The following is a 13165-nucleotide window of genomic DNA, read 5'->3' on the forward strand; positions in this document are numbered from 1 at the left end:
TTACTTAATGAAATTATTTTTTTTTGAAATTAAATCTAAAAGGAAAAGTTACGCAACAGTTTCATTTTATATACGAGCAATTTGATTTACTACAATATACACAAAAGCTTTTAAAAAGTCCTCTCTTCTATCTAAAATGCCTTGAATTGTATCAATTAGAATCATTAGATTATAAAAATAGGGAGTCATTACATTACGCCTTTATTAAATCATAAAAACAGAAATATAAAATCTAGAGTTTTTTTAGCATTAATATCTTTAAAGCCAAATAAACTAGAATCCTTAATTGATTTTTCTCATGAAATTACAATTGCAGAAGAAATCAACATCATGGATATTTTACATCAGAAAAAGACATATCTGAGTAGACTTAATTTCAATTCATAATGATCTCTTTTATTTTTCTACCTCTAAAATATTGATTATCTTTATATTTATCTTTTAAACATAAAGATAATTTACCATTAGTTTAGTTTTTACATTGCCCTCAAAAACACACTTTTTATTAATGGAAGAATTTATTCATTATTTTATTCGAATCGTATTACCCATACTAATCGTTGGGTGTACTATATTAATTTCGGTTTTAATCATCAACAGGTACATTTACGATATATTTCAACCAAAATTTGAAACAGTAAAAAATGATATAGAGAATTTTCTAACCAACATGATTTTCTCACCTTTTGACGAAAAACTTCATCATGCAGAAATTGAGCAATTTAAAACAGAAATTCCTTTTGAAAAAAATTGGTGCAAAAAATTATTACTTAATGAAATTATTTTTCTGAAACTAAACCTAAAAGGAGAGATTACCCATAAATTTCACTTTATATACGAACAATTTGACCTATTTCAATATACCCAAAAACTTTTAAAAAGTCATCTCTATTATATAAAATGTCTTGGATTATTTCAATTAGAGTCATTGGATTATAAAAAAGGGAAGGACTACATTACTCCTTTACTAAATCATAAAAACAGAAATATAAAATCTAGAGCTTTTTTGTCTTTAATTTCCTTGAGACCTAATAAACTAGAAACGTTAATTGATTTTTCACATGAAATTACAATTGCAGAAGAAATCAATATCATGGATATTTTACATCAGAAAAAGACAAAAATGCCATCCAATTTGAACGACTGGATTGTTTCTGATAATGCTTCTATAATCAAACTTGGCATTAAGCTCATGATGTTTTATAACTATAATAATGAGAACGATAACATTGTAAAACTACTAAAACACAAAGATAGAAGTGTTCGTCAAGAAGCTATCATGGCTATTAATTTCTTATTCATTTTTGAAGCCGAAACTGAATTGATAGAACAATTTAAGAATGAAGACACACAAAATAAATTAGAGATTTTCAATACACTTTCAAAAATAGGAGCATCAGAATCAGAGAGTTTTATTATCCAATTACTAGAGAACAAAACAGATGAAAACATCAAACTGGATGCTGTTTATTGTCTCGAAAAAATAAATCCTAGCTTTATGGATAATTATTTTTTAGATAATGAGGATTTAAAAAAAATGGTTAAACATGTTAAAACCATCAATAAATGATTAATGATATCCTATCCATATATACAAATTTCATAGGTCTATTTTCAATAACCTACATAATCTTTTATTGCATATTAGCAGCATTATCTTATTATGCAATTAAGAAAAGTCTCAATACAAAATATTTCATTCCTAACAATGTCATTATAAAATCCAATTATATACCAGGAGTTTCAATAGTTGCACCAGCATTCAATGAAGGTGCTACTGTTGTCAATAATGTCAAGTCGCTGCTATCATTAACCTATCCTAAATTTGAAATAGTATTAGTCAATGATGGAAGTTCAGATGATACTTTAAAAAAATTAATTAAAGAATTCGAACTGGTAAAAGTTGATTTTTATTATCAAGAAAAAATTAAAACCCACACTGTTAGAGGTCACTATAAATCCACTAACCCACTTTATTACAAATTATTAGTTGTTGATAAAGAAAATGCAAAAAGCAAAGCAGATGCTGTCAATGTTGGAGTAAATTCTACTAAGTATCCATTATTTATCTGCACTGATGTAGATTGTATTTTAAAAAATGATACTATTATAAAATTAGCAAAACCATTCATCGAGGCAAAGAAAAGAGTTATTGCAACTGGAGCTGGTATAAGAATATCAAATTCGTGTGAAGTAAAAGATGGCTTTTTGGTAAAAATTCATTTCCCAAAAGGATGGCTTCCTAGATTTCAAGAATTAGAATATGTTAGAGCCTTTCTTTTTGGTAGAATGGCTTGGAGCGAAATTAATGGACTTCTATTGGTCTCTGGTGCTTTAGGTATGTTCGACAAAGAAATTGTTATAGCGGCTGGTGGTTATTTCCACAAATCTTTAGGGGAAGATATGGAACTTGTAACCCGAATGAGAAAGTATATGTATGATAATAAATTACCTTTTTCTATACAATACATCCCCGAATCACTTTGCTGGACAGAAGTTCCAACTACAAAAGAAGTCTTTATACGCCAACGTGTACGTTGGTCAAGAGGGTTAGTACAGACATTATTTTTGCATAAAAATGTTTTTTTTAATCCAAAATATCAAAGAACAGGATTTCTAATATTTCCATATTTTTTCTTTTTCGAATTTCTAATTCCTATTCTAGAAGTAATTGGAGTCCTTGTATTAATTCTTAGCTTTATTTTTTTACATGAAGATTATGTTAACTTTCTTTACCTAACCCTAACTGTATATTTATTTTACATCATCGTTACTTTTATATCCATCCTGTTAGATGATGTCATTTATAAAAATTATGCCAATGCCAAAGAAATTATCATTCTAGTATTGATGGCCATTATAGAGCCTTTTTGTTATCACCCAATTAACGTATATGCATCACTAAAAGGATATTATAATTTTTTTAGTCTAAAAGAACAAAGTTGGGGAAATATGCAACGACAAGGTTTTGATACAGCAACAGCAATCAAAAAAGAACATTTTTTTTCACAAAATAGAATTAAAACAGAAATACTTGTTCGTTTCAAATATGTGTATCTCACCACTTCGTTAGTTTTTACATTTTGGTTGTCGACTTTGTTTGAAACGTATTCAAAAGCATCGAACGGTATTGCAATCCCTAATATTGGTTTGAATATTTGCTATAAACTAATCAACGATTTTTGGTCATCCATAATTGTGAGTTTAGTGCTTTTACCCCTATTTATACTCTTTGGATTTATACGAAAAACGTTTTCTATACGATTTATGACAGTCCTTTTTACTTTAATTGTACTGGGACAATTTGCATTGGTAAAATATAGTTCTACTACTCTGGTCAACTTGGGAGCCGATTTACTAGGCTATTCTTTCTCTGATATGTACTTGGCGGTAACCGCATCCGAATCGCTCTCATTTATGTTTTTTTTACCATTTATAATTATTCCTTTATTGTATCTGGGAATCAATTTTGCTTTTACAAAATTGAACAACAAACGAATAATTTTAGTAACCTCATTTATAATGTTACTTATTTTAGGCAGTTTGAAATTATTTCTTCCTGATCTGTCTGACTCTAAATATGAAAATAAATTGGCATTTCTAACCAAAGATATTATCCGATTTGAAGGAGACAAAAACATAGCTAGCAACGTACAAAACATCAAATTCAAATCAGAATATCCGATGCTAAAGCCTTTTAAATCGACTCCGGATGTTTTGGTTCCTTACTTTAATATTACAAATAAAAAACCCAATATTGTTGTTATAATCGTTGAAGGTTTAGGAGACGAATTCATTGGCAAAAACGAATATGGAGGTTTTACACCATACTTAGATTCGATGGTTCCAAAATCATTGTATTGGGAAAATTTTTTAAGTAACGGAGGAAGGACTTATGCTGTACTTTCATCATTATTAGGTTCACTAACGTATGGCCAAAAAGGTTTTTTAGAATTAAATCCGTTTCCAGCGCATCTTTCCTTGATAAATATTCTAAAAGCAAATCAATATACCACGTCATTTTATTCTGGCGATGATTCTAATTTTGATAGAAAAATTAATTTTTTGGAGCAAAATGGCATTGATAATGTAGTCGATAAAAATAATTATGGCCCTGAATATATCCAAACAAAAGCAAATTCGGGAGGTTTTTCCTGGGGATATCCTGACGCTGAAATTTTTAAGAAAGCACTTATCGAAACCAACAAAATTAAACTTCCCCGATTGGATATTATACAAACCCTTACCAATCACGAACCCTTTGATTTTCCAACAAAAAAGGATTATTTGAAAAAAGTTGACAGAATTATTGATACCCATCCAAATCTTAAATCTCAAAAAGAAAACATTAGTTCTTATAAAGACATTTTTGCCTGTTTAAGTTATACAGATAATTCAATCAGAGAATATATGGAAGCATACTCCAAAAGACCAGATTATAAAAACACTATCTTTATAATTACGGGTGACCACCGTTTAATCCCTATTGCACAAAAAGATAAATTATGCCGTTTTCACGTGCCTTTATATATTTTTAGTCCGATGCTGAAGAAAGCTGAATCGTTTAAATCAATTTCTTCACACTGGGATGTTACGCCAAGTTTGGTTTCTTTTTTGTTTAACAATTATAAATTCAACAAACTGGATCAAACCGCTTGGATGGGAAAAGGGCTTGACACTGTCAAAGAATTCAGAAATACTCAAGATATTCCTTTAACTCGAAATAAAGGAACTATTGATGATTATATCTATAAAGATTATTTGTATTCTAGTGGTGAATTGTATAGAATAAAAGACAACTTTGATACCGAAAAAATCAATGATGGCACTATTTTAAATACTATTACCAATAAATTTGATGCTTTTAAACAACTAAATGCATATTTAACCCAGAAAAACAAAATCATTCCAAAATCATTAAATTTAAACAAACAACAAGATATTCAGTTTTCCAAAGAGGAGCAAATCACTATCAACAAATTAACTAAGGGATTAAACCCTGAACAAATGTTCAAAGTAGCCAGGGATTTGGCTTCCAAAAAAGAATACAAAACGGTTCTGTTACTTTGCGATTTTATACTAAATGAATTACCCAATTATGCCGATGTACGAACCTTTAAAGCTAGAATATTAGCTAGAGAAGATGAGTATAAAAAAGCAGAAAACGAATTACTAATCGTTATCAAAAGAATACCGTCTTATGATGACGCTTACTTGGCTCTGATGGATGTGTATTGGTGGTCTGACCAAAACGAAAAAAGCTTCGAAACTGGTACACTAGCATTATCCAGAGGAATAAAAAATCCTGAAATCAAGGAAAAAATGGCAAGATCTCAAAAAAAAATAAACAATTCAAAACAACATAAGTAATGGATACTCTTATAAAAAAAGAAAACAAAAATTTAAAAAAAAATTATATTTTACTAATTATAATTTTATTTTTAAGTCCATTTCAAATGATAGGGCAAGAAAAAGTATATAATAGTGACCCTGATGTTTCATTTAAAACTGCCCGTGATTTAGCATTTAACAAAAATAGAAAGCAAGCACAAGATACTTTGCTACACATTTTGACTAAATATTCCAATTATCATGATGTTCGTGAATTTTTAGGTTCTACCTATGCTTGGGATGGAGATTATAAAAAAGCAAGAGCCGAATTTAAATATATTTTAGGAAAAGATACGAATAGAAAAACCACATGGGTAGCGGCCATTAAAAATGAAACGTGGGGTAATAACCCTTTTCTTGCGTTGAAATTATCTAAAAAAGCATTGAAAATTTTCCCAAATGATACCGAAATATTGGACTTACAAAAAAATGCCCAAGAAAACACAATGATTTCAACCGCTACGGCAGGAGCAGTACAATCTTCAACAAGCAAAATCCCCGATAATTTGACAACCACGGAATCTGAATCAAGTTTAGAAAAAACAACTCTAAATAATACTATTGGTGTTACCTCAGAAATTGATATTTACTCAGAAGTATATGGCTCTATGCTTTACAATGCAATAAAGTATGCGCGCCAAACTAAATATGGAAGCGCTATTGCCAGAGTAAATATAGACAGGAGATTTGGTGATTTAGGTACACAGTTTGAAGTCGACTTATATCCAAAAATTGCTAAAGGAATGTATGCGTATCTAAACTTTGGATTATCTAATTCATATTTATTCCCTGATTATAGATACGGTGCGGAGCTTTTTAAATCTCTACCCAAAAGTTTTGAAGTTTCACTAGGACTTAGAGCTTTATTATATGATACTACTACCATGATTTACACTGGTTCTCTTACTTGGTACAATGGAGATGATTACTGGTCTTTTCGCCCTTATTTTACCCCAGGAGACAATGGATTGAGTACTTCCGGAACACTAACCTACCGAAAATACCGAAGCGATGCTGATAATTATTTTGGAATCAATGCAGGAATTGGGATTTCGCCAGAACTAAATCAGAATTATTTTTTTGCAAATGATGAGCGAATTGTAAATCTTAAATCCCAAAAACTGAATATTGGATATTATTTTTCTACCAATAACAAACAAAATGCTTGGGGAGCACAACTCGGAATGATTCATCAGGAGATTCCTTTTGATCAGGGTAATTATTTCTGGATTTCAACCATCTTATTGTCTTGGGAAATTCGATTTAGATAATAGCAATGACCAAATAAAAACAGAAATTAATTTATTACTCAAATCCTTTTTTTAATACAAATTTCATATATAACGCTATTTTGCATTAAGGATGCTTTGTACGTATATAGCAGTATCGAAATAAGAAACAAAATGAAACAAAAAACACTTAGCTGTTTTAAGATCAATTCTAAAAAAATGCAAACGAAACAATCTATTATTACAATATTGTTTTTTTTGTCTTTTTGTAACTGTAAAATTATGGCTCAAAATTCTTTAAATTTGACAAATACAAAAGGCCATGAAGTAATTATCATTTCATCAAGTGATGAAACAAATAAAGCAGCAACTCTTTTAAAAAATTATTTGGATAAAGCATTTAATGATCCCTTTCATATCCAAACTAAGAATGTAATACATACGAGTAATTCCAAAATAGTTCTTGAAATTAATACCGATGAAAAAAAAATTGATTCGGATTCTTTTATAATTAAAAGCGACGACACTGCAATTTATTTAATTGGTAATAATGAAAAAACGTTGCGATATGCTATTTATACTTTACTAGAAACATGGGGATTTAGAAGATACACTTCAAAAGACAGTTATATACCAAAACTAAAGGAAGTGAATTTCTTAAAAAATTTTCACAAAACCTACTCACCTTCTTTTGAATATCGAGCTCTATTTTATCCAGATTGTTATGATGAGGATTTTAGAGACTGGCACAAACTGGATTGGCACATTCAAGATTTTGGCATTTGGGGACATTCGTTTTATAAGTTACTAAGTGCAAAAGAATATTTCAAGACAAATCCAACGTTTTTTGCTTACTATGAAGGCAAACGAAACGCTGAATCTTTATGTATGACCAATGATACTGTATTCGATATAGTTTCTAAAAAAATGAGTGAAATTATTAATCAAAACCCCGATGCTCGTTTTTTTTCAATAAGTCAAAACGATAATTTTGTGTATTGCGAATGTGATAAATGTAAAACTTTAAACGAAAAACACGGAGGTCCACAAGGTTCGTTGTATTATTTTCTAAACAGAATTGCTAGACAATTTCCAAAAACAAAAATAACTACATTAGCCTATCTTCAAACATATCAAGCTCCAATAAATTTAAAAATTCAATCCAATATTTATACGCTTTTCTGTCCAATTGAAATGAATCGGGGAAAAGCTATTGAAGAAATACCAGACAATAAAACCTTCTTGGATATTCTCAACAAATGGAGTACAGTTACTGAACACTTATATTTATGGGACTACACAGTTGAATTTACTAATTATCTTTCTCCTTTTCCAAATTTTCAAACCTTTTCAGAAAATTATAAATTCTATGAACAAAATAATATCAAAGGCATATTTGTACAAGGATATGCAGATATTCCTGGAGATCTATATGAATTAAGACAATATATTTTAGCCAAATTAATTTGGGACACTAATACTAATGTTGAAACATTAACCAATGATTTTCTAAATGGTTTTTACGGTAACGCAGCTCCATTTGTCAAAAAATATATTGATTTGCTTATTCAAAATCAAGAAAAAAGTAATCGCTATTTAGACATTTATACCAATCCAATAGATAGCAGAAATACCTTTCTCTCCCTAGAAGCAATGGATCAATATGACCAAATAATAAGTCTGGCAGAAACTGCTTCAGTAAATGATCCTGTAATAGCAAAACGAATCTTAAAATTACGATTATCTTTAGAATATGTATATTTTGAACAATCTAAATTTTATGGTAAAGACAAACACGGAATGTTTGCAGACAAAAATAAAGAGGATCAAGGAAAACGACTTAGAGAACGTGTTCTCCAGTTTTCAAAAAATTGCAATGACCTTGGCATCTATGAAATTAGTGAAGGAGGGTTAACTCCAAATCAGTACTATGAAGAATGGTTAGCTATAGAAAAAAATTACATCACTCATTTGGGAGAGAAATATCCAATTCGTTTTTTGACTCCTCCATCCGAGGAAAACAAAGGCAAAGGATCTTATGGTTTGGTTGATGGGATGGAAGGATACAAAGATCCTGCAATTAATTGGATAGGTTGGTACGGAAACAATCCAAAAATTGAGCTTTCTACACAAAAAACAAACTTCAACAGCATTAAAATCAATACTCTAAATGATCCAAGACACTGGATATTTAATCCTAAAAAAATAAGTATTTATGGCTTTAAAAATCACAAATGGCAACTTATTACTCAATTAGAAAAAAATGATGGTATTGAAAGTACTGAAGTAACAATTGAACCATGGGAATTACAATCAAGCAAATTTAAAAACTATAATCTTCTAAAAATTGAAGTTGAAAATCTCAAAGAACTACCCTATTGGAGAAATCGAAAAAATAAAAAACCAATGGTAATGATTGATGAAATTGAGTTGTATAATGAATAAAATTAAACATAGAAATTAAATCTATCAAACCTAATCATAACTACAATTTTTATTATATATCAATCCTTGCTTACAAATATTTGTAGATAAATTTGCATAAAAAAAATAAAAAATGTACTTTTATCTATATTATTATACATTTAATAGATTAAATAGAAAGTTCCTACGGGATAACATGCAAACTTTTATTTTTCATTTAAGGAAATAGCTTAAATAAAGACATCCGTTTTTAAAAGTAAAACCAAATAGAAAATTAATTTCCCCCGCTTTGCAAAAGACTATTTAATTAAGCTAATTCATATAGAAAGTAAATCATCAATAAATCGATAAACACTAGTTACACTTTCTTTAAGCATTTTATATACGAGCAAAAAAACTCTTGTGTATAACTTTATTAATGTTCTTTTTTCTTAACATTTTGTAGGATTCTGACCCAGAATAGATTTATTCATTTTATGTCAAATAAAAAATTAAAAACATTCAACAGTAAAACTTAACAGTTTTTAACAACATAATTCACTCATAAAGAATATTTTACACCCAAAAAAAAATTAAAACTGACAATTGGCACAATTATTGTTTGAGAGGAACTGTCTCAAAAAATACCGCTTTTAAAAATAACATCAATCCCAAAAAGAGTGATTAAATATTAAAACAAAAAAAACATGAACAATTCAGATTTAAAAATATTGATTGCTGAAGATGACATATTAATGATCAAAATTCTTGAATTCATACTTAAGAAAGAAGGATATCAAGTAACGTCATGTAAAGATGGTTTGAGTGCTATCGAAAAAATACCTATACTAATACCCGACTTAATTATTACTGATATTATGCTCCCTTTTCGTTCTGGATTAGAAATTATAGGCTATTCAAAAGACCATTTTGAAAACATCCCGGTTATTGTGGTTTCATCATTAGGTGAAGAAGAAAGTACAGTTATAGAAGCATTTAATCTTGGTGCAGATGATTTTGTTTCTAAACCGTTTAATCCAAATGAATTGTTACTAAGAGTAAAACGCTTATTTGCCAAAACAAAGCATAGTATTAGACCAAACGACAATACGACAATAAATATTAGTGCCTAAAACAAATAGTCCTAATACCACATTAAACCTCTATTTGCAGTCCAAAAACAGCTAATAGAGGTTTTTTAAATAATTTATTTTGAAAATGAATCTTTTTTGAGGTTGTGCAACAGCTACTACTGTTAGGTAATCACTTTTTAATCTGTTACGATAAAATAGTCGTAATCATCCTTAATAATAGTATTTTCAGATAAAGTATTATTGGTTAGGTTAAATTTTAAAAGTTTATATGTAGCAATTCCATTATTATATATAATTTTCTTTCCAATTATTTGATCTGTTTGTGGAAAATAAGTAAGTTGAGAAATATGTTCTGCACTAATATTTATTAAAGTTTTGATTTCTGTGCCATCAACAGGATTGAGTTCAACTATTTTTTTGGTTGCTCTATATGCATATAATTTTCCATTAGTTGCAGGAATTAATTCATCATAACCGTAATAAATATTTTCAGTTATCGAATTGTCAGAAAGTTTTATCTTGCAAAGTTTATGAATGTTTTTCCCATTATTATCAAGAATACCTTTATCTCCCATTATTTCATTTGTTTGAGGATTGTAAATTAATCCATAAAGTTGATCGCTTCCTGTATTTATTAAATTTCCAATTTCGGAACCTGTATTTGGATTTAATTGAATAATACCTTCATACAATTTGTACCCATATAATTTTCCTGTTGTTGTTACGATCAATTGATCATAACCTGCATAAGTTATCTCTGTTATAGTTTTATCTGCAAGTTTTACTTTAAAAAGTTTGAAAGGGTTAATTCCATTGTTATTTGGCTTTATTCCTTGTCCTATAATTTCATTTGTTGGAGCAAAATACTTTAATTCAGTTAAAAAATCAGATTCTAAACCATATACTAGAGTTTTGGTTTCTACACCTGTAGCTGAATTTAATTCAACAACCTGTCCAAATTGTTTGTATGCGAATAGACGATTTGTACCATTTATAGTAATATAACCTGCATTAACTGTTTTACCATTTACAATAAATTGAAGTTGACCAGAAGTTGTACCAACTGGAACTTTAACGCTTATTGTAGTTGAAGTAATTTCTGTAATTTGACCTTTTGTACCATTAAATGTAATAATATAATTTTCATTTGGATTAAAGTTTTGTCCATTAATTATAATAGTATCACCTATATTAGTTGAACTAGTCGAAATACTTTGAATTGTTGGGGTTAGTGATGTCGGATTTTGGATTTCAGTATCTTCTGAATTACTACTTGTACAACTAATTAAAATAAATAGTGTTAAAATTGAAAAAAAATATTTCATTCTGAATGCTTGGTTTTTAATAGTTAGGATATTTTTTTGAAAGATATAAAATATTAATACAAAATAATTCTGCATATAATGTTTTAAAATAATTATTTTCCTCTTTATTGGAAGGCTTATTTTAAAAGTCCAATAAAAGAGATATAGTAGAGAGCAGGTGGAATGTTTATTAAAAAACGAAAAGGTTCTACTCCTAAAAAAAACGATTCTTATTCTGTTCATAGTTATCATTCCTACAACGGAGGAATCACTAAAATTTGCTCATAATAGTGAGATTACTTCGTTCCTCGCAATGACAAAAAACGCAAGATTTTTAAAATGCTGATTAATAACGTACCTTTGCACAAAATTAAAAATACAAATGAGTACTTTCGAACAATTCAATCTCCCTAAATCTGTACAAAAAGCCATAACCGATTTGGGTTTTACAGCTCCTACTCCTATTCAGGAAAAAACTTTTTCTGTGATAATGTCAGGACGTGATATGATGGGGATTGCACAAACAGGTACTGGTAAAACATTTGCCTATTTATTACCGCTGCTTAAACTATACAAATTTACTCCTGGACATACTCCTAAAATTGTAATTCTTGTACCAACACGTGAACTTGTAGTTCAGGTGGTTGAAGAAGTCGAAAAACTGACGAAATACATGTCGGTTCGTACTATTGGGATTTTTGGTGGTGTGAATATCAATACTCAAAAAACAACTGTTTATCAAGGTTGTGATATACTTGTAGGAACACCTGGAAGAATCATGGATTTGACTTTAGATAATGTGATTCGTTTTGAGGAAATGCAAAAACTGGTTATCGATGAGTTTGACGAAATGCTAAATTTAGGTTTCCGTACTCAGTTGACTGCTATTTTGGCGATGATGCCTAAAAAACGTCAAAACATACTTTTTTCGGCGACTATGACTGATGAAGTAGATACTATTTTGAATGATTATTTTGATTATCCAGAAGAAGTTACGCTGTCGGCATCAGGAACTCCTTTAGAAAAAATCAGACAAATCACGTATCAAGTTCCAAATTTCAATACTAAAATTAACTTGTTAAAACATTTATTAGAAACCAATGAAGACATGAGTCGTGTTTTGGTTTTTGTGAACAACAAGAAAATTTCGGATATGGTTCATACTCGCATTGAAGAAGATTTTGAAGGACAATTTGGTGTTATTCACTCAAATAAATCTCAAAATTATCGTTTGAGTACGATGGCTGAATTTCAAGAAGGAAATCTTCGTGGATTAATCACCACCGATATTATGGCGAGGGGTTTGGATATTTCTAATATTACGCACGTAATCAACTTTGAAATGCCGGAACTTCCTGAATTATATATGCACCGTATTGGTAGAACGGGTCGTGCCGATGCTACTGGTACTGCTATTAGTTTTATTGCGCCTAGAGAAGAAGAATTTAAATTTGCCATTGAATTATTAATGGATATGGAATTAGGATTTGAGCCTTTTCCAGAAGAAATTGAAGTTTCATCAAAACTAATTGAACCTGAAAAAGACCGTCAGCCTATTAAGTTTTTGATGAAAAAGACAAAACTAGAAGGTGATGGCGCATTTCATGAAAAGAGTAAAAAGAATAAAAAAGTCAACTTGGGAGGACCTGGTGTAACCAAGAAAAAAACTCATGGTTCTGTAAATAGAAATATGTTGAAAAACCAAGCTGCTAAGAAAAAGAAGAAGAAATAATCCTTCTAGATT

7 protein-coding genes are annotated in these 13165 nt (G+C 29.5%); 6 read left to right on the top strand and 1 reads right to left on the bottom strand.

The window, feature by feature from the left end:
- Positions 1–508 precede the first annotated feature (508 nt).
- The 5 genes from CLU82_RS02750 to CLU82_RS02770 all read left to right on the top strand — a co-directional run bounded on the left by CLU82_RS02750 (position 509) and on the right by CLU82_RS02770 (position 10156).
- Positions 509–1570, top strand: coding sequence for a HEAT repeat domain-containing protein (locus CLU82_RS02750; protein ID WP_100841648.1), 1062 nt, complete (start codon positions 509–511; stop codon positions 1568–1570).
- A complete protein-coding gene (locus CLU82_RS20945; RefSeq protein ID WP_232735197.1) occupies positions 1567–5370 on the top strand; it encodes a sulfatase-like hydrolase/transferase in 3804 nt (1267 codons plus the stop codon). The genes CLU82_RS02750 and CLU82_RS20945 overlap by 4 nt, the downstream gene beginning before the upstream one ends.
- Positions 5370–6662, top strand: a complete 1293-nt coding sequence (locus tag CLU82_RS02760; RefSeq protein WP_100841649.1) for a YaiO family outer membrane beta-barrel protein — start codon at positions 5370–5372, stop codon at positions 6660–6662. The genes CLU82_RS20945 and CLU82_RS02760 overlap by 1 nt, the downstream gene beginning before the upstream one ends.
- Positions 6663–6923: 261 nt before the next feature.
- Positions 6924–9065 carry a DUF4838 domain-containing protein gene (locus CLU82_RS02765; protein ID WP_232735198.1) on the top strand — a complete coding sequence of 714 codons (2142 nt, stop codon included), beginning with the start codon at positions 6924–6926 and terminating at the stop codon, positions 9063–9065.
- Positions 9066–9730: 665 nt separating this feature from the next.
- Positions 9731–10156 carry a response regulator transcription factor gene (locus tag CLU82_RS02770; protein WP_100841650.1) on the top strand — a complete coding sequence of 142 codons (426 nt, stop codon included), beginning with the start codon at positions 9731–9733 and terminating at the stop codon, positions 10154–10156.
- Between the two features lie 137 nt (positions 10157–10293).
- On the opposite strand, the gene CLU82_RS02775 is transcribed toward CLU82_RS02770, so the two are convergent.
- Positions 10294–11442 (bottom strand): IPT/TIG domain-containing protein, encoded by a 1149-nt coding sequence (locus CLU82_RS02775; RefSeq protein WP_157813314.1) that lies wholly within the window; start codon positions 11440–11442, stop codon positions 10294–10296.
- A gap of 361 nt (positions 11443–11803) precedes the next feature.
- Here CLU82_RS02775 and CLU82_RS02780 point away from each other — a divergent pair, with 361 nt between their 5' ends.
- Entirely contained in the window at positions 11804–13153 is a 1350-nt protein-coding gene (locus tag CLU82_RS02780; protein WP_100841652.1) for a DEAD/DEAH box helicase, read from the top strand.
- Positions 13154–13165: the final 12 nt, after the last annotated feature.

The organism is Flavobacterium sp. 5 (genome assembly GCF_002813295.1).
Classification (GTDB): Bacteria; Bacteroidota; Bacteroidia; order Flavobacteriales; family Flavobacteriaceae; genus Flavobacterium.

Coding starts and splice junctions, on each gene's coding strand:
- CLU82_RS02750 (WP_100841648.1), top strand. CDS start 509: ATGGAAGAATTTATTCATTATTTTATTCGAATCGTATTACCCATACTA.
- CLU82_RS20945 (WP_232735197.1), top strand. CDS start 1,567: ATGATTAATGATATCCTATCCATATATACAAATTTCATAGGTCTATTT.
- CLU82_RS02760 (WP_100841649.1), top strand. CDS start 5,370: ATGGATACTCTTATAAAAAAAGAAAACAAAAATTTAAAAAAAAATTAT.
- CLU82_RS02770 (WP_100841650.1), top strand. CDS start 9,731: ATGAACAATTCAGATTTAAAAATATTGATTGCTGAAGATGACATATTA.
- CLU82_RS02775 (WP_157813314.1), bottom strand. CDS start 11,442: ATGAAATATTTTTTTTCAATTTTAACACTATTTATTTTAATTAGTTGT.
- CLU82_RS02780 (WP_100841652.1), top strand. CDS start 11,804: ATGAGTACTTTCGAACAATTCAATCTCCCTAAATCTGTACAAAAAGCC.